Genomic DNA, 24861 nt, shown 5'->3' on the forward strand with positions numbered 1-24861 from the left:
TGTCAAGGGGTGCCCGGCCGGGTGTTCCCCAGCAAACTGAGAACCAACTGAAAGGCCGTGGGTGGGAAAGTCGAAGCAGCCGACACTCCAGTCGATCGCCGACGATCTCGGCCTGCACGTCTCGACCGTCGCGCGCGTGCTCAACGGTATGCGCGAGGGCGAGCGTGCGGCCTCGGGTGCCACGGCCGAGCGAATCCGCAAACGTGCGGCCGAGGTGAACTACCGGCCCAATCCGCATGCCGCGAGCCTGCGGACCCGGCGCACCAACCTGGTGGGCGTTCTCGTGCCGAGGCTCACCGACGTGGTGCTGGCCACGGTGTACGAGGGCATCGAATCGGCTGCCGCGGACCGGGGCCTGACGGCGTTCGTCGCCAACACCCAGGACGAGACCGACCGTCAGCGCAAGCGGATCGACATGATGCTGGACCGGCGGGTGGACGGGTTGATCCTCGGCGACGCGCGTTCCGACGACCACACCGTGCTCGAGGAACTGACCCGCCGCGAGGTGCCGTTCGTGTTGGTCAACCGCAGCGTCGCCGACTATCCGGCGGCCACGTGTGACAACTACCTCGGCGGTCGGCTGGCCGCCGAACACCTTCTGGCGCTTGGCCATCGCCGCGTCGGCGTCATCGCCGGGCTCGCGCATGCGAGCACCGGCATCGACCGGCCCGCGGGTTTCGTGGACCGCTTCCGCGAGGCCGGCATCGAGGTGCCCGACGAGCTCATCGTGTACTCGGGTCTGGACAGTCAGGGGGGCCATTACGCGGCCGACCGGATGCTCGACGGCGACGCACCGCCGACCGCGATGTTCGCCGTCAACGACTTCGCCGCGATCGGTGCGGCCGGTGCGATCCGCAACCGCGGTCTGCGGGTGGGGCGGGACGTCTCCCTGATCGGGTTCAACAACATCGCCCTGACCGCCGAGATGCACGTCCCCCTGACCTCGATCGAATCGCGCGCCTTCGACATGGGCCGCGACGCCCTGGAGTTGCTCGCCGACACGCTCGCAGGTGCGGCGCCCGCGCAGCGGCGCACGAAACCTGTTCTGGTGGTGCGAGAATCGACGTGCGACGCACACGGCTCGGCCCTGACCTGATCGACCGCGCCGAGCGTGCGCGCGCCTCCTTGACAACGCGGTCGAACGCATGTTCGATGGTGGTGTGCGTTGGGATGAGCAGGCCGTGCGGGTCGATGACGGGGCGTTGCCCGGTCTGGCCCGTGTCGGCTTCGTCCGCAGCGTGCGGGCCCCGGAATTCGAGGGGATCACGTTCCACGAGGTGCTGTGCAAGTCGGCACTGAACAAGGTGCCCGCTGCGTCGGCGCTGCCGTTCCGGTTCACGGTCAACGGCTACCGCGGGTGCACGCATGCCTGCCGGTACTGCTTCGCCCGGCCGACGCACGAATATCTCGACTTCGATCCGGGCGTGGATTTCGACCGCCAGATCGTCGTCAAGACCAACGTCGTGGAGGTCCTGCGCCGCGAGTTGCGGCGTCCCTCGTGGACGCACGAGACCGTCGCGCTCGGCACCAACACCGACCCGTACCAGCGCGCCGAGGGCCGCTATGCCCTCATGCCCGGAATCATCGGGGCACTGGCGGATTCGTACACGCCGTTCTCGGTCCTGACCAAGGGCACGCTGCTGCGGCGAGACCTGGGACTGATCGCTGAGGCGGCCCGTCGCGTCGAGGTCAGCGTCGCGGTGTCGCTGGCGATCGGCGACGCAGACCTGCACCGCGACATCGAGCCCGGTACGCCGTCACCGCAGGCCCGGTTGGCGCTGATCTCCGCGATCCGCGACGCCGGCCTGTCGTGCCACGTGATGGTGGCGCCGGTGCTCCCGTACCTGACCGATTCGGCCGAGCACCTCGACGATCTCCTGGGCCGCATCGCGGAAGCGGGCGCCACGAGTGTCACGGCGTTCGGGCTGCATCTGCGGGGGAGCACCCGCGGATGGTTCATGTCGTGGCTGGCGTCGTCGCATCCGGAGCTGGTCTGGAAGTACCGCCAGCTCTACCGCAAAGGCGCGTATCTACCTGCCGAGTACCGGCACATGTTGCACGACCGCGTGCAGCCGCTGATCGTCAAGCACGGGCTGGCCGGTCAGCCGCGGATGCCCGCGCCGGAGACGCCGACGCCGCAGGTCGCACGGCCCGAGCCGGTGCAGGCCGCGCTGTTCTGACGGACCGGCAGTGGCCAACCTCACCCTCGGCCGCCTGCCAATAGTTATGTTTTTATAACTATAATCTGATCGGTAATGCGCTGATCAGAAGTCGAGGGTTGATGAGGATACGAACTGCCGCGCCGGGGACCACCACGCCGACACTGGCGTTGATCATTCTGCTGGCTCTGCTCAACGCCGTGACTCCCTTCTCGGTCGACATGTACATGTCGGCCTTCCCGGCAATGGCCGTCGAGTTCGGCACCTCGGCGTCGGTCGTGCAACTCACCCTGACCACGTTCCTCATCGGACTGGCCACCGGCCAGCTGTTCATCGGCCAGTTGTCCGACCGGCTCGGGCGCCGCGGCCCGTTGCTCGTGGGCATCGTCGCGTGCCTGGTGGCGAGCCTGCTGTGCGCGGTGAGCCCCTCCATCGAGGTTCTGATCATGCTGCGATTCGTGCAGGGCTTCGCGGGAGCCGCAGGCATCGTGATCGCGCGGGCGATCATCTCCGATCGCTCCAAGGGGTCCCAGGCCGCGAAACTGTACTCGGTGATGATGGTGATCGGAGTCCTGGCGCCGATCCTGGCACCGGTCCTGGGCGGTCAGGTGGTCGCCGGTTTCGGTTGGCGCGCGGTGTTTCTCGCGCTCGCCGGGTTGAACCTGGTGATGTTGCTGGGCGCGCTCTTCATGGCGGGCGAATCGCTGCCGCCCGAGGCGCGCCGGCCTGCCGGGTTGAAAGCCTTTGCCGGCAGCGCGGCCTCGGTTCTGACCAACCGCCGCTTCATGGGCTACACACTGACGCTGTCGTGTTCGGGCGCGGCCATGTTCTCCTACATCTCGGCCTCGCCGTTCGTGCTGCAGAACATCATCGGTCTGTCGCCGCGCGCGTTCTCGTTCACCTTCGGCGGATGCGCACTGGCCGTGGCGGTCTCGGGCGTGATCTCGGCCCGGTTGGTGGGCCGGTTCGGGCCGCGCAAGCTGCTGCTCGGCGGGGTGTCGGCCATGGTGGTCGTCGCGGCGTTGATGCTGCTGAACGTCACCGTCGGCGGCGTCGTCCCTGCGGTGACCGTGGCGCTGATGGCGTGCTTCATGGGCACCGTCGGGTTCACCTTCGCCAACGCCACCACGCTGGCCATCGGCGAGGTGCGCCACGCGGCCGGAACCGGTTCTGCTGTCATCGGATTCCTGCAGTACGGCCTGGGTGCGGTCGCCTCGCCGCTGGTGGGCCTGGCCGGCGAGCACAGCGCGGTGCCGATGGGCGTGGCGATGTTCACGTGCGCCGCACTGGCGGCGACGGCGCTGCTGGTGCTCACGCGCGGGCACATCCCGAGCTACGACGACGAACTCGCCGACCTCGACGCAGACCTCACGGCGGTGTCAGCAGGGGAGTCCACGGCTCGGTGAGCGTGCGCGGAATTTCTCTTGCGGGAGAAATCAACCCTTGTTGCGCTTGACTTCCCGGAACGGCACGCCGCGGTCGGCGGCGTGCTCGCGCGGGAAGCCGAGTACACGCTCGCCGATGACGTTGCGTGCCATCTCCGAACTGCCGCCGCCCAGCGAGCCGGTCTGCCGCGACAGGTACCGCACGCCGATGTCGAGCATGCCGTCGAAGTCCCCGCCCTCGTCGACCACACCGGCGGTGCCCGCGATGGCCAGCGCGGTGTCCACCTCCAACTCGGTGGTCTCGGCGTGGAACAACCGGATCAGTGTGCCCGCCGTCGGCGGCAGGGCGCCCGCCGCGATCGCCTGCGTGACATGGTCGATCAACTGCGTCTTGACCGCCCGCCGCACCAGGGCGCGGCCGGCGAGGTCCTGGACGAACGGATCGTCGGCGCGGCCGAGTGCCTCGGCGAGGCCGACGTGGTCGGGCGGCATCTCGTTGGCGTTCTCCGCTCCGGTGCCGCTGGCGAACTCGGATCCGCCGCCCACCGCACGGCGTTCGTGGAACAGCTGCCGCGAGGCCACGGTCCAACCGTCGTCGACCTTGCCGACGACGGCGTCGTCACCGAGTTCGAGGTTGTCGAAGAATTCCTCGCAGAACTCCTCGTTGCCGTTGACCTCCTTGATGCGGCGCATGGTGATCCCGGGCGCCTTCAGCGGCACCAGAAACATCGTGAGGCCCTCGTGTTTGGGCACGTCCCAGTTGGTGCGGGCCAGCATCAGGCCGTAGTCACCCGCGAAGGCGCTGGTGCTCCAGGTCTTGGCGCCGTTGATGACCCACTTGTCGCCGACCCGGTCGGCGCGGGTGATCACACCCGCGAGATCCGATCCGCCGCTGGGCTCGCTGAGCAACTGCACGAGGATCTCCTCGCCGCGGATGGCCGCGCCGATCCGGTCGCGCTTCTGCTGTTCGCTGCCCATGTCCAGGATGGTCGCGGCGCAGATCGTGAACGACGGCGTGTTGAGGATCAGCGGCATCTCGTAGCAGCGGGCCTCGGCGTTGAACGCCCGCTGATAGGCGTGGTCCAGTCCCAGGCCGCCGTATTCACGCGGAAAGCAGATCCCGGCGAAACCGCCCTGGTACAACCGCTTCTGGAGCTCCTTGGCCCGGTCCCAGGACTCCTGGTCAGCCCGGACCGAGAACGGTGGATTGTCGGGATCGATGCGCGGCATGTTCCCGGCCAGCCACGCGCGGGCGCGGGCGGCGAAGTCCTCCACCGATTCCTGGGTTCCGGTCGACACGGCGGTCTCGGTCATGCGCGAGCCTCCTCGGGCTGGGATCTGCGGCTCAGTTCGAACACTGCACGGTGGTGGTCCTCGGGAGCGCCGAACATGGCGCGGTTGAGCGATGCCCGGCGCAGGTACAGGTGCAGGTCGTGCTCCCACGTCACGCCGATACCGCCGTGCAACTGCACGCAGTCCTGCAACATCACCGGAGCGCGCTCGCCCACATAGGCTTTCGCGACGCTGACCAGGAACGCGGCTCTCTTCGACCGGGCACCGACGGCGGCCACGGCACCGGTGGTGGTGGCGCGGGCGGCCTCGAACCACATCTTCATGTCGGCGAAGCGGTGCTTGAGCGCCTGATACGACGCCAGGGGGCGGCCGAAGCTGTTGCGGTCCAGCAGCCACTGGTTGGTCATCGCCAGCACAGCGTCGAGAATCCCGACGGTCTCGGCGCACTGCAGCACCAGCGCGATCTGCCGCTGCCGCTCGATGATGGCCGGGGTCTGTTCGGCCGCGCCGACGACCGCGGACTCCTCGACCGCGACACCGTCGAATTCGACACGGGCATAACGCTTCACCAGGTCCAGTGACTTCTGGGCGGTGACCGTGACGCCGGTGGCGTCGGTCGCGACCAGGAACTGACGGGGCTGCCCGTCGAGCAGGGCGACCACTAACAGCAGGCCGGCCTGGTCCCCGGCCTCGACGCGGTCCTTCACGCCGTCGATGCGGTACCCGGTCGCGGTGCGCGTCGCGGTGACCGTCGGAGCCGTGGGGGCGAAGGGACGCTTGGGCTCATAGGTGGCCCATGACGCGATCGTTTCGCCGGCGATCAGGGTCTCGATGGTCTCCTCGTGCCCCTGCGGTGCCTCCACCAACCCGGCCAGCACCGCGCTCACCGGATGCAGGGGCCCCGGCGCCACGGTGCGCCCGGCCTGCTCGGCGATCAGTGCCAGATCGGCGACACCGTCGCCGGACACGCTCCCGCCGCCCAGGTCCTCCGGTACCAGCAGGCCGGCCCACCCCAACTCGGCCGCGCGGCCCCACCACTGCGCGTCGAACGACGTGTCCTCGTCGTGCAATTGGCGAACGCGGCTCAGCGGCGCCTCTTTCTCCAGGAAGGCCTGCGCGGTGGAGGTGAACAGCATCTGTTCCGGGTTGGCAGTCATGGAATGGGCTCAGCCTCTTGGTCGATGGGTCAGGCTGCGCGCGGGAGCGACGCAGCGTTGCGGTCAGGCGATGACGAGCGCGGGGACGTCGGGTTTGTACACCACCTTGTTCTCGACCTGGAAGAGGTCGACCAGGTTCCTGCCCATCACCTTTCGCACGCCCTCGTCGTCGAGGCCGTGAGCCTGGAGATCGGAGACCAGGTTGATCGGGTCGGCCAGACCCTCCGGGTGCGGCCAGTCCGAACCGAAGATCACCCGGTCGATGCCGATCAGATCGGCCATCTGCTTGAAGTTGTCCTCCCAGAACGGCGCGACGTACACGCAGCGCTTGAACGCCTGGATCGGTTCCTCGGGGAAGTCCTGCGGCATCTTGGCGTAGACGTCCTCGAACTGGTGGAACAGGTGCGGCACCCACGACGCCCCGTTCTCGATCGACAGGATGCGCAGGTCCGGGTTGCGGGTGAAGGTACCGTGACACACGAGCGCGGTCATGGTGTCCTCGATGGGACGCTTGCCCATCGCGACCATCCGGAACGCCGTCGGCTTGAACGGCAGGAACTCGTCGGCGGGTTCCCAGTCGTTGAGGTACTGCGCGTAACCGCTGTCCGAGGCGTGCATGGCCACGGGGATACCGGCTTTGACGCAGGCCTGCCAGAACGGGTCGAACTCCTCGGTGCCGAACGAGCGCGTGCCGCGGAAACCAGGTACCGGCGCCGGGCGCACCAGTACGGTCTTGGCGCCGCGTTCCAGGCACCATTCGAGTTCTTCGAGCGCGCGGTCGACGATCGGCAGTGTGATGACCGGTGTGGAGAAGATCCGGCCCTCGTAGTCGAACTGCCATGTCTCGTACATCCATTCGTTGAGCGCATGGATGATGTCGTGGATCAGCTCCGGGTCGTCTTTGAGCCGTTCCTCGACCAGTGAGGCCAGGGTGGGGAACATCAGCGTGTAGTCGAGGCCCAGACCGTCCATGACCTCGAGGCGCGCTTCGGGATTGCGGAACGCGGGGATGGACTTCATGGGCTTGCCCAGCACCTCGCGGTAACTCTTGCCGCCGCTGCCGTGCCGGAAGTACTCCTCCTGCGCGCCGGGGCGGGCGACCACCTCGAACGTGGGGTTCGGGATGTAGTCGCTGATGTGGTTGCGCACCACGATCTTGGTGCGGCCACGGACGTCGACGTAGTCGATGACGCCCTTGCGATGGTCGGGCAGGAACTTGGTGAGCGCTTCCTTCGGCTCGTAGAAGTGGTTGTCGGCGTCGAACACCGGGAAGTCGAGAATGCGTGAGGGCATGTTCGCCTCCTGGGAGAGTCGCGTTCGTCGAAATCGGTAATGACGTTACCACGAGGTGACCTGCGTGGACGATACGTCGGAACCGATCTGTGGCCGTCGTGGAAACGCCAGGTCAGACGCCGTGTGTCGGATTCGCCAGGCTGCGGAGGCAGAACTCGTAGATGTGCGGGCCCTCGATGGGTGTGCCGTTGAGTTCGACCCCGAGTGAGCGCAACCGCATGGCGCCCAGTACCGACTGCAGGATCAGGGCAGATGTGGTGTCCACCTCGACACCGGAGTGGAAGTCGCCGGCATCGATGCCGCGTCGCACGATGCCGCGGATCAGGTCGTGCAGCGGGGCCAGAACCCGCGCGTATTCACGGGGCAGGGACTCGGCGAGGTGGTCGTTGTAGTACGTCAGACCCCGATTGATGCTGTCCTGGGTGCTGGAAGAGGCGGGCGCGGTGATCTTCTCGACGAGCACCCGCAGCGCTTCGGGGCCCGGCAGGGCCTCGGTGTCGGCGCGCCACCGTTGAGCGGACTCCGCCATGATCCGGTCGATCAACGCCAGCAGGAGTTCGTCCTTGGTGGAGAAGTGCTGGTAGAACGACCGCAGTGAGGTCTTGGACCGCTCCACGACCTCCAGGACCGTGAAATCGGTGCGGCCGGTCTCGCCGAGGATCGCCAGGGCCGATCTCATGAACCGGGCCGTGCGGTCCTCGGGATCCGCGCGCGCACCGTCGGGCGATCGTTGCGTAGGTCTGGCCATTGCGGCACCACCTCCGTCATGCTGCACTGTGGAGAATGACGTTACCGTTTTCGTAGAAGCAATGGGCGGCTTGTGATTACTGTGGTGCACCGATGACAGAGTGGTTCCTGTTCCTGCCGCAGGTGCGGTTGGAGATCGGCGACATCGTCGAGCGGGCGCGGATCGCCGAAGCCGCCGGTTTCGACGGCATCGCGTTCATCGACCACCTCGAGGCCCCCGGCGCGACGCACCAGGGCATCTGGGAGGCGATGACCACCGCGACGTGGGTCGCCGCGCACACCGAGCGGTTGCGCATCGGGCACCTGGTGCTCTGCGACGCCTTCCGGCATCCCGCCGTGCTCGCCAAGCAGGCCGTCACGTTGTCCACGGCCAGTGACGGCCGGTTCGAACTCGGCCTCGGTTCGGGGTCCTGGCCGCAGGAGTTCTTCCGCTTCGGTGTCGACGGCGGTGACGACGCCGCGGCGCGCGTCGACCGTCTCGAACGCGATCTGGCGCTGCTGCGGGAGCACTGGGGCGAAGGCGAACGCGGACAGGTGCCCGCGCCGGCGCACAAGATTCCGCTCGTCATCGGTGGAACCGGCCGACGCACAATGGGTTTGGTGCGTCGGTACGCCGACTGGTGGAACATCCCGTCGCACCAACTCGACCGGTTGCCCGACCTGCTGCCGACCGTGGGCGCCGCGCGGGCCTCGATGCAGCAGATGGTCGGGTTTGTCGGACGCGGCATCGACCGCGCTGCGGTCACCGAACGAAGTTCGCGGTTGTTCGGCCATCTCGGATCAGGTCTGGTGTGCGGCGACGCGGCCGAACTCACCGGGCACTTCGCCGGACTCGCCGCGCAGGGCATCGAGCGCTTCTACGTGTGGTTCGCCGATTTCGCGGCGCCACAGACCATTTCCGAGTTCGCCGAGACCGTGATGCACACGGGACAGAAAGGGACGACATGACCACCGAGTCAACCGAAACCGCGCCGGGCGCATCCGTGCAGTGGACGCTGCAGATGCTGCTCGACCTGTTCGAGGTCGAACCGGCCGGGGAGAACCGCTTCACGGCGCCGACCGGCCTCGCGGGTGCCGACGACCGCCAGGTGGTCGAGGGCACCCAGGTGCTCGCACAGGCGATCGTCGCTGCCGCCAAACGCTTTCCGGACAAGTCCGTGCGCTCGGTGCAGGCCGTGTTCGCGCGCGCGGTGCTGGTGGGCCCGCCCGTCGAACTCGACCTCGACGTGGTCAGTGAGGGCCGCTCGACCGCGACGGCCGTCGTCACCGCGTCGCAGAACGGCAAGCGGTGCATGACGTTCACGGTGTTCACCGACGTGCCGTCGGCCGACGTGATCCGCCACCACCTGCCGCGCCCCGACGTCGCCGGACCCGCCGACGCCAACGTCGCGCACATGCCGATGACGGGCCGTGAACTGCGCCTGGTCGACGTGGTCGACGTGAACAGCCCCGACGAGGTCGGCCCGCCCGAACTGTACGCATGGCTGCATTACGATCCGGTCCCGACGCGCGACGACCTGGCCAAGGCGCTGATCGCGTATTTCACAGGCCACCTGGGCATCTCGACCACGATGCGGGCACACGAGGGTATCGGCACCGCACAGGCGCACCTGACGGTGTCGACCGCGCCGATGACGGTCAACGTGAGCTTCCACGAGCCGGCGGCGTGGGACGGCTGGCTGCTCTATTCGCACGAGAGCACACAGGTGGGCGCGGGTATGTCCTACGTTCGCGGCACGGTGCACACCGAGGGCGGCGAACTCATCGCGTCGTTCAGCCAGGACGCGATGATCCGGCCGCTGCGCACGGTCGACACGAACATCTCGGCCAAAGCACGCCTGTAGCTACATCTCTGCGACGTCGTGCCCGTGGTGGACGATGTCGTGCAGGTGGTAGAGCGCGATGGTCGCGATGGTGAATTCGCTGCCGTTGCTGCGCAGTCCGCGCCGTGACCACGCGTCCTCGGGCACGCCGTCATAGGTGTCGGCGACCACCGTGGCGGCGTCGTACACCTCGGTGGCGACCACCGCCGGATCCTGCGACGCGTAGCCGTCGGCGATGGCGGTGGCATCCTGGTCCCAGTTGGGGAACCGGGGATCGGTCTCGGTGAGCATCAACCGCACCCGGGAATCGAAGATGCGGTGCACATCGCGGACGTGGCAGCCGTATTCGAGCACCGACCACATGTCGGGCCTCGTGCGCTGGGCGGCGCCCGAGCGGGTGAGGCGCTGCACCCACGCGGTGGCGTCGTCACGGATGCGCCCGGCCACCTCGGTGTGGTGCACGCTCGACGGATCGAACCCGCATTCCGGGCACGGCCGCTGCAGCACCCAGGTCCAGTCCTTGGTGTCGGGTTCGATGGGGTCGACGTCGGAGGTCATCTGCCCAGTGTCCCCGGCGTCCGGTCAGGCCGCCAGAGCCGAGCGCAGCACGTCGAGCGGCAGTCCGCCCAGATCGAGCGCGCGGCTGTGGAATTCACGCATCGTCAGCCCGCGGCGCACGCTGTCCTCGCGCAGTTCGTGCCAGATCCGCTGGCCGATGGCGTACGACGGCGCCTGGCCCGGCCAGCCGAGGTAGCGGTCGAGTTCGAACTGCAGGTTCTCCTCGGCCATCGCCGAATGCGAGGTCAGGAAGTTCCACGCACGTTCGGCGTCCCACACCTCACCGTCGGGTGCCGTGAGCCCGCAGTGCACACCGATGTCGATGACCACGCGCGCGGCGCGGAACCGCTGCGCGTCGAGCATGCCCATGCGGTTGCCCGGATCGTCGAGCCAGCCGAGTTCGGCCATGAGGCGTTCGGCATACAGTGCCCAGCCCTCACCGTGGCCCGACACCCAGCACCCCAGGCGGCGCCACCGGTTGAGACGCTCGGCCAGGGCGACCGCGCGCCCGATCTGCAGGTGATGGCCGGGTACGCCCTCGTGGAACACCGTGGTCGTTTCCTGCCACGTGTGGAACTGGTCGACCCCGGGCGGCACCGACCACCACATCCGGCCCGGACGGCTCCAATCCTCCGACGGGCCCGTGTAGTAGATGCCGCCGGTCTGGGTCGGGGCGATGCGGCACTCGAGCCTGCGCAGCGGGCCGTCGATGTCGAAATGTGTTCCGGCCAGCGAATCCACGGCACGGTCGGACAGGTCCTGCATCCACGCCTGCAATGCATCGGTTCCGGTGACGACGTAGCGCGGTTCCTCGTCGAGGCGGCGCAACGTCTCGGCCACCGTGGCGCCCGGGTAGAGCTCCTGGGCGATCGATTCCTGTTCGGCGACAATGGCGTCGAGCAGGTTCAGACCCCACTCGTAGGACTCGTCGAGGTCGGCCTCGGTGCCCAGGAACGCGCGCGACAGCAGGCGGTAGGCGTCGCGTCCGCACGCGTCGTACTTGCGCGCCCGCGGCGCGACATCGTCGCGCAGGACTGTGCCGAGGTAGAGATACGCGTCGGCCGCCGCCGCGGCGCGCTCACGCAATTCGTCGACCGGGGCCGAGTCCGGGGCGCCGGACACCATGTCCACGAACAGTTTCTGGATCTGTTCGGTCTGCGCGATGCCGCGCTGGACCTGTCGGATCGCCGGCGGGTCGTCGCCGGCCACGCGGGCCCGCAGCGCGGCCGCGTAGTTCTCGACCCGTTCGGGGATCCTGGCCAGACGTGCGGAGACCACCGCCCAGTCCTCGGCGGTGTCGGTGGCCATCAGGTCGAACACGTCGCGCATCGACTGCAGCGGCGACGCGATCACGTTCAGTTCGCCGAGATCCAGGCCCGCGTCGTGCAGTTCGACCGCGACGCCGAGGCGTTCGCGCATCGCGGCGATGGTCACGACGTCGACGTCGTCGACCGGTTTGGCACCGTCGAGTTCGCGCAGCGTGGCGCGGGCGGCCTCGGCGCGGGCCGCCACGCCGTCGGGGGAGTAGTCGGTGATGTCGTCGTCGTGCCCGGCGATCCCCAATTCGGTGGCCGCACAGGGGTCCAGGCGCGCGTAGGTGTCGAGGTAGCGTTCTGCGATCTCGTCGACCGCGGTCTTCGCCCTAGCCAAGATCGTTGGTCGCGAACGTGTCGCACTTGTTGGGATCACCGGTGCGGTAGCCCTCGGTGAACCATTTCTGACGTTGTGCCGACGAGCCGTGTGTCCAGGCTTCCGGGTTCACCCGCCCGGTCGCCGACTGCTGGATACGGTCGTCGCCGACCGAAGCCGCGGCCGACAGCGCGTCGGCGATGTCCTTGTCGCTCAACGGCTCCAGGAACGGGACGCCGGTGCTCTCCTGACGGGTGATGGAGGCGTAGTGAGCCCACACACCCGCGTAGCAATCGGCCTGCAGTTCGGTGCGCACGCCCGCGCCGGTGGCGCCCTCGGGGTCTCGCTGCGCCCGGCCCAGCACACCGAGCAGGTTCTGCACGTGGTGGCCGAACTCGTGCGCCACGACGTATTCCTGTGCGAGCGGGCCACCGCTGGAGCCGAACTGTGTCTTGAGTACGTCGAAGAAGTCGGTGTCGAAGTAGGCGGTCTTGTCGACCGGGCAGTAGAACGGACCCACGTCGCTGGTCGCGGTGCCGCACCCGGTGTTGACCTGGCCGGTGAACAGGCGCACCTGCGGCCGCTGATACCCCTGCAGCAGTTGCTGCCAGACGCCGTCGACCGAGTTGCCGGTGGCCACCACGCGGCATTGCACGATCTCGTTGGCGTCGGCGCCGGTTCGGCACTGGCTCAGATCGAAACCGCCGGCCTCGGCGCCCTCGGAGTCCATTTGCTGCTGCTGGGGCAGAACCTGGCCGGGATCGACGCCGAGGAAGAGCGCGAGCACGACGATAAGCAGACCGCCCAGGCCACCTCCGATGGCCATCCCCCGACCCGGACCACGGCGACCACCGCCACTGGTCGAGGTGGTGCTCGTGTCGATCTGCATACCCTCGTTGAAGGTCATCGCATTGCTCCATCGCCTTCGCGCTCACGCCGTGTTTGCGGCTCGTTCAGCTTGCCACACTACGATTCAGGCGTGTCCGTCGTCGCGGAACATTCGACCATCGCCCACACTTCGCTGGGCACGCTGCGCGGAACGCTCGAGGCCGGCGTCAGCGTCTGGCGCGGTGTCCACTATGCGCAGCAGCCTGTCGGCGATTTGCGGTTTCGTGCGCCGCAGCCACTGCAACCGTGGTCAGGCGTCCGTGAAGCCGTCGAGCACGGCCCTTTGCCGCCGCAGGGGCGATCGTTCGTCGGTGGCGGGCGCGACGACCCCAAGATGCGCGACGAGGCCTGCCTGACCGTCACCGTATGGTCGCCCGACACCTCCGGTGCGCTGCCGGTGATGGTGTGGATCCCGGGCGGGGCATTCGTCTACGGCGCAGGTCAGCTGCAGCTCTACAACGGCTCGCGGCTGGCGGCCAACGGCAACGTCGTCGTGGTCAACGTCACCTACCGGCTCGGTGTGTTCGGTGGATTCGAACTGGGTGATCTCGCCGGTGATTTCTCCGACAACCTGTGTCTGCGCGATCAGCTCGCGGCGCTGCAGTGGGTCCGTGACAACATCGCCGCGTTCGGCGGCGATCCGAAGCGGGTCACGGTGTTCGGTGAATCCGCCGGTGCCACATCGGTGTTGGCGCTGCTCGCCAGCCCCTCCGCCGAGGGACTGTTCGCACGCGCGATCGCGCAGAGCCCGGCGCTGCCACTGATCGCCGACCGCGACGTGCGTGCCAGACAGGCGCACCGCTTCCTCGAGATCGTCGGCGAGGACCCGGCGAAACTGCGTGACCTGCCGCAGAAGCAACTTCGCCGCGCGGCCGGGCAGGTGCAACTGGAGAGCGCGCAACACACCCCGACACTCGCGTACGGCCTGACCCACGGCGTCGACCTGCTGCCGCGCCATCCCATCGACGCCGCGCGGGCCGGCGAGGTGCTGCCGGTTCCGCTGATCATCGGCACCAACAGCCACGAGGCATCGATGTTCGCGTGGGGCAAGCCGCCCATGCTGCCCACCACCGTGGCCGGCGTCGAGCACTATTTCCGGCGCAAGCACGCCGGGGCCAAGGACCGGATCCTGTCGGCGTATCCGGCCTTCCCGCGTCGCCGCGCGCTGGTCGCGTTCGGATCCGACGTCATGTTCGGGGCGCCCACCTGGGCGTTCAGCGACGCCTACAGTGCGCACGCACCCACGCACGTGTACCGGTTCGACCACACCACGTGGACGCTTCGGGCCCTGGGGCTCGGCGCGACCCACGGCAGCGAGATCGTGCACATCCAGCACAGCTACGGGTCGTACCTGGGCCGCAGACTGCACCCGCTGGGCAGGCACGTCCAGCCGTCGGTCGGCAGGCGCATGCAGCGCACATGGCTGGATTTCGCGCGTGCGGAGATCGCCGACTGGCCGTTCTACGACACCGAGCGCCGTCTCACGCGCGTCATCCGGTCGACGCGCGACGACACCGTCGCCGATCCCGATGCGTTGCGGCGCGCGGTGTGGGAGGGGCTTTACTAGCCGACCGGGTAGCGCGCGTCGCTGTAACGGCGCAGGTTGTTCAGGAAACGCTGGAACAGCCACGCCATCACGGGCCGGCCCAGCAGCATCCCCAAACGCCCGGCCGGGCCGCTCGGCTGGATCGCCATCACCCAGGTCAGGTGGCAGCCCTGCGGTGTGTCGACCACGCGGTAGTCCTCGGCGAACGCCGAGATGGCGCTCGACGTCGTGGTGTTGAACCGGAACGCCATGTGCGAGAACGGCTCCCAGGCGAGGAACTGCTCGTGTCCGACGATGTTGCCGCGCATGCGCACGGTGCGCGTGGTACCGACTCCGCGCGGTTGCGGACTGGTCCACTCCACGTCGGTGATCACCGTCGCCCACTTCGGCCACGACGTCTCGTCGGCCAGCACCTCGAACAACTGCTCGCCGGTGATCGCCAGGTCGACGGTGCTCACGAAGCGGAACGGGGCACGGTCGATGAAGTCGAGGTCGACGCGTTCACACTCGTAGGTCCGGGCCATGAGTAGACACTGTAGGGGAAAGTGTCTACTCGGGGTCGCGATCGGTTGTTCGCCATCGCCACGTCGGCAGTGTGGACCGACTCTCTAGACTGATCAGTCGTCCCACCCGTCTTCACAAGGAGTACTTCGTGCTGCGCACTCATGCCGCCGGTTCGTTGCGGCCCGCCGACGCCGGTCAGACGGTGACGTTGGCGGGATGGGTGGCGCGTCGCCGTGATCACGGCGGCGTCATCTTCATCGACCTGCGCGACGCGTCCGGGGTGTCGCAGGTGGTGTTCCGCGAGGGCGACGTCCTCGCGGCCGCGCACAGGCTGCGCGCCGAGTTCTGCGTCGCGGTGACCGGCGTCGTCGAGGTCCGTCCCGAGGGCAACGAGAACCCCGAGATCCCCACCGGGCAGATCGAGGTCAACGCCACCGAGCTGACTGTGCTGGGCGAGAGCGCGCCGTTGCCGTTCCAGCTCGACGAGCAGGCCGGCGAGGAAGCGCGCCTGAAGTACCGCTACCTGGACCTGCGCCGCGAAGGCCCCGGCAACGCACTGCGGCTGCGGTCGAAGGTCAACGCCGCCGCACGGTCCGTGCTCGCCGAACACGACTTCGTCGAGATCGAGACCCCGACGCTGACGCGATCGACGCCCGAGGGCGCCCGCGACTTCCTGGTGCCCGCGCGCCTGCAGCCCGGCTCGTTCTACGCGCTGCCGCAGAGCCCGCAGCTGTTCAAGCAGCTGCTGATGGTCGCGGGCATGGAGCGCTACTACCAGATCGCACGCTGCTACCGCGACGAGGACTTCCGCGCCGATCGTCAGCCCGAGTTCACCCAGCTCGACATGGAGATGAGCTTCGTCGAGGCCGACGACGTCATCGCGATCTCCGAGCAGGTCCTCAAGGCCGTGTGGGCCACGATCGGCTACGACCTGCCGCTGCCGCTTCCGCGGATCAGCTACGAAGAGGCCATGCGCCGCTTCGGCTCCGACAAGCCCGATCTGCGCTTCGGCATCGAACTCGTCGAGTGCACCGAGTACTTCAAAGACACGACGTTCCGCGTTTTCCAGGCGCCGTACGTCGGCGCCGTCGTGATGCCCGGCGGCGCGTCGCAGCCCCGCCGCACGCTCGACGGCTGGCAGGAGTTCGCCAAGCAGCGCGGGCACAAGGGCCTGGCGTACGTGCTCGTCGGCGAGGACGGAACCCTCGGCGGGCCGGTGGCCAAGAACCTGTCCGACGCCGAACGCGACGGGCTGGTCGCGCACGTCGGCGCCAACCCGGGTGACTGCATCTTCTTCGCGGCAGGTCCCGCCAAGGGTGCCCGCGCGCTGCTCGGCGCCACCCGCATCGAGATCGCCAAGCGCCTCGACCTCATCGACCCGAACGCCTGGGCGTTCACCTGGGTGGTCGACTTCCCGATGTTCGAGGCCGCCGACGAGGCCACGGCCGCCGGTGACGTCGCCGTCGGCTCGGGCGCCTGGACCGCGATGCACCACGCGTTCACCGCGCCCAAGCCCGACTCCGTCGACACGTTCGACTCCGATCCCGGCAACGCGCTGTCCGACGCCTACGACATCGTGTGCAACGGCAACGAGATCGGTGGCGGCTCGATCCGTATCCACCGCCGTGACATCCAGGAGCGGGTGTTCGCGATGATGGGCATCGATCACGACGAGGCCCAGGAGAAGTTCGGGTTCCTGCTCGACGCGTTCTCCTACGGCGCCCCGCCGCACGGCGGCATCGCGTTCGGCTGGGATCGCATCACCGCACTGCTCGCCGGGGTCGATTCGATCCGCGAGGTCATCGCGTTCCCCAAGTCCGGTGGCGGGGTCGACCCGCTGACCGACGCGCCCGCACCGATCACGCCGCAGCAGCGCAAGGAATCCGGGATCGACGCCAAACCCAGGGAAGACAAGCCGAAGGAAGACGCCAAGTCAAAGGCGTGATCACGGCAGGGAATACGTCCGCGGCAGGAAGGCTTGTGCAGGCATGACCGACGATTCGATCGACAAGGAAAAGCTGTACTCCGACACTGCCGCGCTGGACGACTTCAACAGCAAGGTGGTCGAGGAGTTCCGGGCCAACGGCGGCAAGGTCGGCGGACCGTTCGAGAACGGCACCCTGCTGTTGCTGCACACCACCGGCGCTAAGTCCGGGCAGCCCCGGGTGTCACCGCTGGCGTATCTCCCGGTCGACGGCAAGATCCTCATCGTCGGCTCGTACGCGGGCGGGCCCAAGCACCCGGCGTGGGTGCACAACCTGCGGGCGAACCCGAACGCGCACATCGAGATCGGCACCGAGGCCTACGACGTCGTCGCTCGTGAACTGCCCGACGACGAACGTGACGCGACCTACCCCAAGATCGTTGAGATCGCGCCGGTGTTCGCCGAGTACCAGGCCAACACCACCCGCCAGATCCCGCTGTTCGAATTGATCCGCGCCTAGGTCAGTCGAAGAGCGCGCGCAGGCGCAGCAACTGCTCGTCGCGCCACAACACGCGTGCGTCCCAGTCGTCGAGATCGAGCAGTTTGCGCCGTTGTGCGGTGGCCTCGGCCACGAGACCGGGTGTCCACGGGTCGTGCTGGCCGCGTTCGGCGCCCATGCGCTCATAGGCCGGCCCCATCTTCTCGGCGTGTGACGCCAGGCCGCCGCGCGTGTTGAGGTCGCTCGTCTCGAACGGCCCCATGAACGCCCACCGCCGGCCGAGACCGCTGCGCACCACCTCGTCGATGTCGTCGACGGTCGCGACGCCGTCACGCAGCAGGCAATAGGACTCCCGCAGCAGCGCACCCTGCAGCCGGTTGAAGACGAACCCCTCGACCTCCCTGCGTACCGGCACCGGACGCAGACCCGCCGTGCGGTAGACCGACATCGTGGTCTCGACGATCTCCGGCGCCGTGGCCGGTCCGGGCACCACCTCGATCACGGGCAGCAGATATGGCGGGTTGCCCGGATGTCCGACGAGCACACGCCTGGCCACGTCGGCGGGAAGGTCGGCAGACAACGTGCTCGGTACGATCGCCGAGGTCGAACTGGCCAGTGGCACAGAACCATCCGTGAGGGACGCCGCGTCGCGCAGCAAGGGCACCTTGATCTCGGCGCGTTCTGGTGCGCACTCCTGCACGAAGCCGGCGCCGGTGACCGTGTCCGGGAGTGAGGTGGTGAACCGGATCCGCTCGATGATGAGGTCCGGATCCTCGTCCAACTGGCCGAACGCCTGCAACTGATCGAGTCTGCGGGCGAGATCGGCGCCGGCGCGTGGGTGTGCGGTCGGATCCGGGTCGAACACCGCGACCGGAAAACCTCTGGTGGCGAACAGGATCGCGAAGGACACGCCGATCGAGCCGGCACCGAGCAGCGCTGCGGAGGTGGACTGGTGCGATTTCATCGCCACCAGGACCGGTCACCGTCGTAGCCACGTTCGAGTATGCCGCGCACCGTTTCCGCGGTCAGCTCGCGCGGATTGTTGGCGGTCAGCCGCGTGGCGAGCATGGCCTGCTCGGCGACGAAATCGAAGTCGCGCGGCTGCAGGCCGAGCGTGCGCAGGTCGAGCGGGGCACCGAGCGTTGCGAGGATCTCCTCGATCCGCTCGATGGCTTTCCGGGCCTGTGTCTCTTGCGGATCTGTTTCGCTCGCGACCCCGAAGATGCGCCCGATCTCGGCGAACTCGGGTACCCGCGTCGGCAGGTTGTAGCGCATCACATATGGCAGCAACGCGCTGATGCCGAAGCCGTGCGGGGTGTGCGTGAGGTTCCCGATCGGCGACTGGATGGCGTGTGCACCTGCGGTGCCGGCGGTGTTGATGGCCATACCGGCGCAGTACGCGCCGAAGAGGGTGTCCGAGCGTGCCTGCAGATCACCGGGCCGCGACGCCACAGCGGGCAGGGAGGTGTCGAGCAGTGCCAGCCCGGTACGTGCGTACGTATCGGCCAGCAGGTTCTTGCCCGCGTAGAGCTTGGTCGCGAGGTCGTCCGGGCCCGGGTTCTTCGCGCGCCCGGTGAACGATTCGATCAGGTGTGACAGGGCGTCGGCACCCGCGGCCGCGGTCAACCCCGGCGGGCAGGTCAGGGTCAGTTCGGGGTCGATGACAGCGGCCGTGGCCTCCAGGTGTGGGCTCGCCACACCCACCTTCATGCTCTTGTCCTCGTCGTATATCACCGAGATGCAGGTCACCTCGGCGCCGGTGCCGCCCGTGGTGGGAACCGTGATCACCGGGCATCCCGGCCCGGGAACCAAGAATTCGCCGTAGTAGTCACGCACGTCGGCGCCGTGCGCGAGCACGACGGAGGCGATCTTTGCCAGGTCCATGCACGACCCCCCGCCGATCCCGACAATGACGTCGACATCCTCGCGGCGGAACCGCCCGGTGATCTCGGTGACGTTGCGCCGCGGCAGGTCCGGTTCGGTGCCCCCGTACACCTCGACGGCGACCCCGCATGCGGTCAATCCCTCGGTGATGACGGCGAATTCGGGACTGTCGGCCATGCGGGAATCGGTGATCATGAGCACCCGCTGCCCGATCGAGGAGACCAGGCGGGGGAGTTGTCTGCGCTGCCCGGGCCCGAACAGGACCGTGCCGGGTTGACGCAACAGGCCGAGCCCCAGGCTGTTCTCGGTGCGGTGCGTACCGGTCTGAAATGCGGTGACAACCGGGGTGTTCATGCCAGGCCTGCTTCCTCGTCGACGGTGAGCGCCAGGTACTTCGGCTCCAGATAGTCGTAGATCGCGTCGTGGCCGCCCTCGCGGCCGAGCCCGGACGCCTTCACGCCGCCGAACGCGGCGGCTGGGTCGGCCATGATGCCCCGGTTGATGCCGACCATGCCGAAGTCCAGACGTTCCCCGACCGCCACCGCGCGCGACAGGTCACGGGTGAACACGTAGGCGGCGAGCCCGTACCGAGTGTCATTGGCGAACTCGATTGCCTCCGAAGTGGATTCGACCTGATAGATCGTGGCGACCGGGGCGAACAGTTCGCGGCTGCACAACTCGGTGGGGCGTCCGTTGACACGGAACACCGTCGGTGCGAAGAAGAACCCGTCGCCGGGCAGCGCGTTGCCGCCGGTCAGCAGCTCGGAGTCGAGCCCGCGCAGCGTGTCCACCAACTCCGAGACCCCGTCGAGTTGCCGGGCCGAGATGATCGGTCCCACGTCGACGCCGTCGTCGAATCCGTTGCCTACGCGCAACTGCTCGGTGAGCGCCACGAAACGCTTGGTGAACTCCTCGGCGACCGCGCGGTGCACGATGATCCGGTTGGCGGCCACGCACGCCTGCCCGGCATTGCGGAACTTGCACACCACGGCCTGCTTCGCGGCGAGTTCGACGTCGGCGTCCTCGAGCACGATGAACGGCCCGTCGCCGCCCAGTTCCATCGACGCGTTGAGGATCCCGGGCGCGGCCTGGGCGAGCAGCGTCGACCCCACGCCGGTGGAGCCCGTGAAGCTGATCTTGCGTAGCCGCGGATCGGCCATCAGCGCCGCGGACACCGCAGAGGACGACGTGGTGTGCACGAGGTTGACCACGCCGGCCGGGAAACCGGCCTCACGCAGCGTCTCGACGAACAACGCACAGGTGAGTGGGGTTTCCTTGGCGGATTTCACGATCACCGGGCAACCGGCGGCCAGGGCCGCGCCCGCCTTGCGGGCGATCATCAACATCGGAAAGTTCCACGGGGTGATCAGCAGGGCCGGTCCGACCGGTTGGTGTGTGGTGACCACGCGGTAGCCGCCGTGGGATGCGGGCGCGTAGGTGCCGTGCAGGTGCGCGATCTGCTCGGTGTACCACAGGAAGAACTCGGCACTGAGATTGAACTCGGCGCGTGATTCTGCCAATGGCTTACCGCTTTCGGCGGTCATCACCGCGGCGAACGCCTCGGCGCGTGAGCGCAGTAGGCGATACGCCTCGCCGAACAATCCGGCGCGGGCCCGCGGGGTGACGCGGCGCCACTCGTCGCGCACCGCGTGGGCGGCGTCGAGCGCCGCCAGCGCTTCGGCGGCACCGGCGTCGGACACATCCGCGATGTGCCCCGTGGTGGCCGGGTCGAGCACGGTGAACGTGGAATCCGTTGTGCGCCAGTCTCCACCGATGAACAAGCCGGTCGGTACGCGGTGACCGTGCACGGTCTCGACAGGGTGGGTGCTGGCCAGCGTGGTCGTCATGAAGCCCAAGCTAGGGCGGTCGGGGCGGTATCCGTCCGACTGCCTCTTTTTGAGACAGTTCAGGCGCTGACGCCAGATCCGATTACGGTAAACTTTGTGATCCAGATCGCACTGAAGCGCAGGTTCGACGCCCTCCGGCACGTCGGTTCAGCGGCGGAGTTCGCGTGACGCAAGGAGTGATGGTGTCGACACGGCGCAACGAGGCCCGCATCGAGGACATCCGTGCTCAGTTCCTGACAGCGTCCGAGCCGGGCCGTGCCGTGCCGGCCGATCTGCTGGAGTCGTGGGTGCGGTCCAAGGCAGCCCTGGGGACACCGGCGAACGTCCGCGACGTGCCGCAGGTGGACGAGGATCTGCTCGACAACCACCTGGTGGAGATGTTCCAGGCGCCCATGGCGCGGGTCGCCGAGGATCTCGGTGGCTCGGGTATGGGCCTGCTGCTGGCCGACGCCGAGGGTCGGATCCTGCAGCGCTGGTCGCAGGACGCATCGGCGATGAGCCATCTCGACCGGCTCGGCACGGTCCGCGGTGCGGTCCTGGCCGAGGACACGGTAGGCACCAACGGCGTCGGCACGGTGATCGCGGCTGGCAAGAGCGTCCAGATCGCCGGTGCCGAACACTTCGCCGACATCTACCGCACCGCGGTGTGCACCGGGGCGCCGGTGTGGCATCCGCTTTCGGGCAAACTGCTCGCGGTGGTGACGGTGTCGACCATGCTCAGCGAACGCAGTGGCCTGCTCGTGCCGTTGACCAACTCCGTTGCTGCGCAACTCGAACAGCATGTGCTCGACGTGGCCCAGCCGGGCGCCCGCGCCATGCTCGCGGCGTTCCTGGAGTCCTCGGCCCGGCACGCCGGCCCGGTGGTGGCCTTCGGCCCCGACGGGCTGACGATGCGCAGCCGCCGCGCCGGCGAGCTCACGCAGACTGACGTCGACACCATCAACCATCTGTGTGCGGGGCTGCGCCGCGATGTTCAGGTGACGGCCGAGTTGTCCGTGGGCCCGACGGTCATCGACGTCGCCGCACTCGACGGCGGCGCCGGGGTGGTCGCGGCGCTGCGTCCGGCCCCGAGATCGTCGGCCGCGCACAGCATTGCGTCGTCGTCGGCGCTGGTGGGGCAGTCGAAGTCATGGCGTGCCGTCGCGCACCGCGTCAGCAGGCACATCGCCACCCGCGAACCGATTCTGGTGGCGGGGGAGTTAGGCACCGGCAAGACCTCGCTCGCGCTCGGCCGGCCGTTCTCGGCCGGCGCAGCGGATACCGCGACGATCGTGCACGGGGCCGAACGGCAGATCGTCGGCGACCAGACCTGGTTGCAGCGCGTGGCCGACGCGGTCGAGGCGGGCCCGGTGGTGATCCGCGGGGCCGAGCACGTCGACGGCCACGTCCTGGCCGCGGTCCGGACCCTCATCGACGGGCAGCGGGGCACGACCCCGATCGTGCTCACCATGACGGCCGCGCTCAGGGCCGAGGCGGAATCGGCGGCCGGCCGGTTCGGGGTGCCCATGGTGTGGGTGCCGCCGCTGCGTGAACGTGTGTCCGATATCGGTGTGTTGTGGAATTCCTTTGTCGCCCAGTGCTCGCCGGGCGCGCGCCTCCCGCTCGCGGACGCCGCGCGCCAGGCGCTGGAGGCCGCGGGGTGGCCGGGGAACCTGTCAGACCTGCGCGGTGCCGTCGACACCGTGCTGGCGTCGGGCAAGCGCGGCACGGTGCAGGTCGACGACCTGCCCGACACCCTGCGCAGCCGTCGCACCTGGACGCTGATGGAGCGCACCGAGATCGAGGCGATCCGGCGGGCCCTTCAGGAGGCAGATGGCAACCGATCCAAGGCGGCCGAACTGCTGGGCGTGTCCAGGGCGACGATCCACCGGAAGATGAAGACGTACCACCTTTCCGGCTGACCGGTCGTGCGTCGGGCTCACTGGGCCAGGTATCCGCCGTCGATCACCAATTCCGAACCCGTGACGAAACTGGCTTCGTCAGAGGCCAGGAACACCACGCCGTTGGCGATCTCGTCAGGTGTGCCCGCGCGGCCCATGGGGGTCTGGCTCACGACATAGTCGTTGATGGTGGTTTCCTGTGCGTCGGTCAGCGGTGTGCGGATGAACCCGGGATGCACCGAGTTGACGCGCACATTGTCCTTGGCGTAACTGATCGCGGCACTCTTCGACATGTTGCGTACCGCACCCTTCGTGGCGTGGTAGGCGTGCGCGCCGGCCACCGCGGCCGAACCCCAGATCGAGGAGATGTTGATGATCGAACCGCCGTGCTGGGACACCATGTGCGGGATCACCGCGCGCATCCCGAGCCACGTGCCGGTCTGGTTGGTGGCGACCACGCGATTCCACTCGGGCACTGTGAGTTCGTGCAGCCCCTGGTAGGCGATGATGCCCGCGTTGTTCACCAGCACGTCGATACGGCCATACCGTTCTACGGTTTCGGTGACCACCGAATCCCAGTCTTCTTCTGACGCAACATCGAGTTGGCGGTACTCGACTTCGGCCGAGCGCGGGCCCAGCGCCTCGTCGGTTTTCGACCGGCCCGTCGCGACCGTGATGGCGCCCTCGCGGGCCAGGGCATCGGCGATCGCGTGGCCGATTCCACGGCACGTACCGGTGACGATGGCGACCTTGCCGTCCAATCGATTCATCTCGACTGCCTTTCTGTGATGAACATCTGGGGTTCAGGCAACGGGATTGCTGCACCGGGTCGTGGTGGTGGATCACAGTGATACAGGCGTGCGTCATTTTGCGACACCATGGCAACGGTCTGGTGACGGCGCACACACTTGCGCCCATGTCGATAAACCAACCGAATGACCCTCTGGGCGTCATCTATGCCGAATGGACCGAAGAGTTCGTCGCCAACCCGGACATGTCGCTGCGCCTCATGCGGTGGGTGTTCGAGGATTGGCAACGCGTCACGTCCGAACCAGAAGACGTCACCTATGCGTCGACCCGGATCGGTGGTGTGCCAGGCATTCTCGTCAAGCCACTCGACGCCGATCCCGGGCAGATGCTGGTTGTGCTGCACGGCGGCGGGTTCGCGCTCGGATCGTCGGCGAGCCACCGCAAACTGGCCGGGCACCTGGCTCGCGCGTTCGGCGCGCACGCTTTCGTCGCCGACTTCCGGCTTGCTCCCGAACACCCGTATCCCGCACAGATCGACGATGCGACAGCCGTTTTCACCTCGCTCCTCGACAATGGCATCGACGCGAGCAGCATCACTTTCGTGGGGGACAGCGCCGGCGCCAGCATCGCCGTCGCCACCACGTTGCGCCTGTTGCGCGACGGGGCGCCCGTGCCGGGCCGCGTCATCACGATCTCGCCGTGGCTCGACATGGAGAACAGCGGCAGCACCATCGAGTCCAACGACGCCACCGACTTCCTCATCACGCGGGAGGGCCTGCAGGGCAACATCGACCGCTACCTGTCGGGCGGCGCATCGCCGACCGACCCGCTGGTGAACCCGCTCTACGCCGATTTCACCGGCTTCCCACGGCTGTACATCACGGTGTCCGACACCGAATCGCTGTACGCCGACGCCACGAGACTCGCCGAGAAGGCACGTGCCGCGGGTGTCGACGTGACGTTCGAGGTGGCGTCCGGGCAGCAGCACGTCTTCCCGCTGCAGGCCGGAGTGCTGCCCGAGGCCGACGCTGCGATCGAGTCGATGGCGGCCTGGTACCGCTCCGCCAAACCCCTTGCCGTCTGAACGCGAAGGAC

General features: G+C 68.1%; 22 protein-coding genes. 10 read left to right on the top strand and 12 right to left on the bottom strand.

All coding sequences use genetic code 11. From position 1 onward, the window contains the following. Positions 1 to 61: 61 nt before the first annotated feature. The 3 genes from AT701_RS15005 to AT701_RS15015 all read left to right on the top strand — a co-directional run bounded on the left by AT701_RS15005 (position 62) and on the right by AT701_RS15015 (position 3565). A complete protein-coding gene (locus AT701_RS15005; RefSeq protein ID WP_003894370.1) occupies positions 62 to 1096 on the top strand; it encodes a LacI family DNA-binding transcriptional regulator in 1035 nt (344 codons plus the stop codon). Between the two features lie 64 nt (positions 1097 to 1160). Continuing rightward, positions 1161 to 2180: an Rv2578c family radical SAM protein gene (locus AT701_RS15010; RefSeq protein ID WP_003894371.1), complete on the top strand. Its 1020-nt coding sequence runs from the start codon at positions 1161 to 1163 to the stop codon at positions 2178 to 2180. A gap of 101 nt (positions 2181 to 2281) precedes the next feature. Beyond that, positions 2282 to 3565, top strand: coding sequence for a multidrug effflux MFS transporter (locus tag AT701_RS15015; RefSeq protein ID WP_003894372.1), 1284 nt, complete (start codon positions 2282 to 2284; stop codon positions 3563 to 3565). 30 nt (positions 3566 to 3595) lie between these two features. Here the strand turns inward: AT701_RS15015 and AT701_RS15020 are convergent, their stop codons facing one another. The 4 genes from AT701_RS15020 to AT701_RS15035 form a co-directional block, all read right to left on the bottom strand. Beyond that, entirely contained in the window at positions 3596 to 4858 is a 1263-nt protein-coding gene (locus AT701_RS15020) for an acyl-CoA dehydrogenase family protein (RefSeq protein WP_003894373.1), read from the bottom strand. Beyond that, positions 4855 to 5994, bottom strand: a complete 1140-nt coding sequence (locus AT701_RS15025; protein ID WP_003894374.1) for an acyl-CoA dehydrogenase family protein — start codon at positions 5992 to 5994, stop codon at positions 4855 to 4857. The genes AT701_RS15020 and AT701_RS15025 overlap by 4 nt, the downstream gene beginning before the upstream one ends. Before the next feature lie 63 nt (positions 5995 to 6057). Beyond that, positions 6058 to 7287, bottom strand: a complete 1230-nt coding sequence (locus AT701_RS15030; RefSeq protein ID WP_058126123.1) for an amidohydrolase family protein — start codon at positions 7285 to 7287, stop codon at positions 6058 to 6060. A 112-nt stretch (positions 7288 to 7399) separates the two neighbouring features. Beyond that, positions 7400 to 8035 (bottom strand): TetR/AcrR family transcriptional regulator, encoded by a 636-nt coding sequence (locus tag AT701_RS15035; protein ID WP_058126124.1) that lies wholly within the window; start codon positions 8033 to 8035, stop codon positions 7400 to 7402. Positions 8036 to 8127: 92 nt separating this feature from the next. Here AT701_RS15035 and AT701_RS15040 point away from each other — a divergent pair, with 92 nt between their 5' ends. Further along, positions 8128 to 8982 carry an LLM class flavin-dependent oxidoreductase gene (locus tag AT701_RS15040; RefSeq protein ID WP_058126125.1) on the top strand — a complete coding sequence of 285 codons (855 nt, stop codon included), beginning with the start codon at positions 8128 to 8130 and terminating at the stop codon, positions 8980 to 8982. Continuing rightward, positions 8979 to 9878 carry an acyl-CoA thioesterase gene (locus AT701_RS15045; protein WP_058126126.1) on the top strand — a complete coding sequence of 300 codons (900 nt, stop codon included), beginning with the start codon at positions 8979 to 8981 and terminating at the stop codon, positions 9876 to 9878. The genes AT701_RS15040 and AT701_RS15045 overlap by 4 nt, the downstream gene beginning before the upstream one ends. Here AT701_RS15045 and AT701_RS15050 read toward each other — a convergent pair whose 3' ends face one another. From AT701_RS15050 to ypfJ, 3 genes are read right to left on the bottom strand one after another with little or no spacing between them, the layout of a single operon-like run. Next, the gene (locus AT701_RS15050; RefSeq protein WP_058126127.1) at positions 9879 to 10415 is read right to left on the bottom strand and encodes a DinB family protein; all 537 of its coding nucleotides are present in this window, start codon (positions 10413 to 10415) and stop codon (positions 9879 to 9881) included. It abuts the gene before it with no gap. Between the two features lie 24 nt (positions 10416 to 10439). Next, positions 10440 to 12065 (bottom strand): DUF885 domain-containing protein, encoded by a 1626-nt coding sequence (locus AT701_RS15055; RefSeq protein ID WP_058126128.1) that lies wholly within the window; start codon positions 12063 to 12065, stop codon positions 10440 to 10442. Continuing rightward, positions 12058 to 12951 carry a KPN_02809 family neutral zinc metallopeptidase gene (gene ypfJ, locus AT701_RS15060; protein WP_011728749.1) on the bottom strand — a complete coding sequence of 298 codons (894 nt, stop codon included), beginning with the start codon at positions 12949 to 12951 and terminating at the stop codon, positions 12058 to 12060. The genes AT701_RS15055 and ypfJ overlap by 8 nt, the downstream gene beginning before the upstream one ends. Before the next feature lie 72 nt (positions 12952 to 13023). Between ypfJ and AT701_RS15065 the strand changes: the two genes are divergently transcribed. Further along, the gene (locus AT701_RS15065; protein WP_011728750.1) at positions 13024 to 14499 is read left to right on the top strand and encodes a carboxylesterase/lipase family protein; all 1476 of its coding nucleotides are present in this window, start codon (positions 13024 to 13026) and stop codon (positions 14497 to 14499) included. Here the strand turns inward: AT701_RS15065 and AT701_RS15070 are convergent. Next, positions 14496 to 15002 carry an SRPBCC family protein gene (locus AT701_RS15070; protein WP_058126129.1) on the bottom strand — a complete coding sequence of 169 codons (507 nt, stop codon included), beginning with the start codon at positions 15000 to 15002 and terminating at the stop codon, positions 14496 to 14498. The two genes, AT701_RS15065 and AT701_RS15070, sit on opposite strands and share 4 nt — an antisense overlap. 128 nt (positions 15003 to 15130) lie before the next feature. Here AT701_RS15070 and aspS point away from each other — a divergent pair, with 128 nt between their 5' ends. Both aspS and AT701_RS15080 read left to right on the top strand, forming a co-directional pair. Beyond that, positions 15131 to 16927 carry an aspartate--tRNA ligase gene (gene aspS / locus AT701_RS15075; RefSeq protein WP_003894384.1) on the top strand — a complete coding sequence of 599 codons (1797 nt, stop codon included), beginning with the start codon at positions 15131 to 15133 and terminating at the stop codon, positions 16925 to 16927. 43 nt (positions 16928 to 16970) lie between these two features. Then, a complete protein-coding gene (locus AT701_RS15080) occupies positions 16971 to 17426 on the top strand; it encodes a nitroreductase family deazaflavin-dependent oxidoreductase (protein WP_003894385.1) in 456 nt (151 codons plus the stop codon). A 1-nt stretch (position 17427) separates the two neighbouring features. On the opposite strand, the gene AT701_RS15085 is transcribed toward AT701_RS15080, so the two are convergent. The 3 genes from AT701_RS15085 to AT701_RS15095 are packed head-to-tail and all read right to left on the bottom strand — an operon-like array spanning position 17428 to position 21136. Next, positions 17428 to 18375: a 3-hydroxyacyl-CoA dehydrogenase gene (locus AT701_RS15085; RefSeq protein ID WP_058126130.1), complete on the bottom strand. Its 948-nt coding sequence runs from the start codon at positions 18373 to 18375 to the stop codon at positions 17428 to 17430. Then, complete coding sequence (locus tag AT701_RS15090; protein ID WP_011728753.1) at positions 18366 to 19643, bottom strand: iron-containing alcohol dehydrogenase; 1278 nt, start codon at positions 19641 to 19643, stop codon at positions 18366 to 18368. Before AT701_RS15090 ends, AT701_RS15085 begins: the two co-directional genes overlap by 10 nt. Further along, positions 19640 to 21136 (bottom strand): NAD-dependent succinate-semialdehyde dehydrogenase, encoded by a 1497-nt coding sequence (locus AT701_RS15095; protein WP_014877554.1) that lies wholly within the window; start codon positions 21134 to 21136, stop codon positions 19640 to 19642. Before AT701_RS15095 ends, AT701_RS15090 begins: the two co-directional genes overlap by 4 nt. 164 nt (positions 21137 to 21300) lie before the next feature. Here AT701_RS15095 and AT701_RS15100 point away from each other — a divergent pair, with 164 nt between their 5' ends. Then, positions 21301 to 23037: a sigma-54-dependent Fis family transcriptional regulator gene (locus AT701_RS15100; RefSeq protein ID WP_014877555.1), complete on the top strand. Its 1737-nt coding sequence runs from the start codon at positions 21301 to 21303 to the stop codon at positions 23035 to 23037. A gap of 17 nt (positions 23038 to 23054) precedes the next feature. Here the strand turns inward: AT701_RS15100 and AT701_RS15105 are convergent, their stop codons facing one another. Then, positions 23055 to 23786, bottom strand: a complete 732-nt coding sequence (locus AT701_RS15105) for an SDR family NAD(P)-dependent oxidoreductase (protein ID WP_003894390.1) — start codon at positions 23784 to 23786, stop codon at positions 23055 to 23057. 146 nt (positions 23787 to 23932) lie between these two features. Between AT701_RS15105 and AT701_RS15110 the strand changes: the two genes are divergently transcribed. Continuing rightward, positions 23933 to 24850: an alpha/beta hydrolase gene (locus tag AT701_RS15110; protein WP_223495563.1), complete on the top strand. Its 918-nt coding sequence runs from the start codon at positions 23933 to 23935 to the stop codon at positions 24848 to 24850. The last annotated feature ends 11 nt before the right edge of the window (positions 24851 to 24861 follow it).

Origin of the sequence: Mycolicibacterium smegmatis (assembly GCF_001457595.1) — a bacterium.
Lineage (GTDB): Bacteria > Actinomycetota > Actinomycetes > Mycobacteriales > Mycobacteriaceae > Mycobacterium > Mycobacterium smegmatis.

Excerpts from the sequence above, each read along its gene's own strand:
- AT701_RS15015 (WP_003894372.1), top strand. The coding sequence starts at position 2,282 with ATGAGGATACGAACTGCCGCGCCGGGGACCACCACGCCGACACTGGCG.
- AT701_RS15020 (WP_003894373.1), bottom strand. The coding sequence starts at position 4,858 with ATGACCGAGACCGCCGTGTCGACCGGAACCCAGGAATCGGTGGAGGAC.
- AT701_RS15025 (WP_003894374.1), bottom strand. The coding sequence starts at position 5,994 with ATGACTGCCAACCCGGAACAGATGCTGTTCACCTCCACCGCGCAGGCC.
- AT701_RS15030 (WP_058126123.1), bottom strand. The coding sequence starts at position 7,287 with ATGCCCTCACGCATTCTCGACTTCCCGGTGTTCGACGCCGACAACCAC.
- AT701_RS15035 (WP_058126124.1), bottom strand. The coding sequence starts at position 8,035 with ATGGCCAGACCTACGCAACGATCGCCCGACGGTGCGCGCGCGGATCCC.
- AT701_RS15040 (WP_058126125.1), top strand. The coding sequence starts at position 8,128 with ATGACAGAGTGGTTCCTGTTCCTGCCGCAGGTGCGGTTGGAGATCGGC.
- AT701_RS15045 (WP_058126126.1), top strand. The coding sequence starts at position 8,979 with ATGACCACCGAGTCAACCGAAACCGCGCCGGGCGCATCCGTGCAGTGG.
- AT701_RS15050 (WP_058126127.1), bottom strand. The coding sequence starts at position 10,415 with ATGACCTCCGACGTCGACCCCATCGAACCCGACACCAAGGACTGGACC.
- ypfJ (WP_011728749.1), bottom strand. The coding sequence starts at position 12,951 with ATGACCTTCAACGAGGGTATGCAGATCGACACGAGCACCACCTCGACC.
- AT701_RS15070 (WP_058126129.1), bottom strand. The coding sequence starts at position 15,002 with ATGGCCCGGACCTACGAGTGTGAACGCGTCGACCTCGACTTCATCGAC.
- AT701_RS15080 (WP_003894385.1), top strand. The coding sequence starts at position 16,971 with ATGACCGACGATTCGATCGACAAGGAAAAGCTGTACTCCGACACTGCC.
- AT701_RS15090 (WP_011728753.1), bottom strand. The coding sequence starts at position 19,643 with ATGAACACCCCGGTTGTCACCGCATTTCAGACCGGTACGCACCGCACC.
- AT701_RS15095 (WP_014877554.1), bottom strand. The coding sequence starts at position 21,136 with ATGACGACCACGCTGGCCAGCACCCACCCTGTCGAGACCGTGCACGGT.
- AT701_RS15105 (WP_003894390.1), bottom strand. The coding sequence starts at position 23,786 with ATGAATCGATTGGACGGCAAGGTCGCCATCGTCACCGGTACGTGCCGT.
- AT701_RS15110 (WP_223495563.1), top strand. The coding sequence starts at position 23,933 with ATGTCGATAAACCAACCGAATGACCCTCTGGGCGTCATCTATGCCGAA.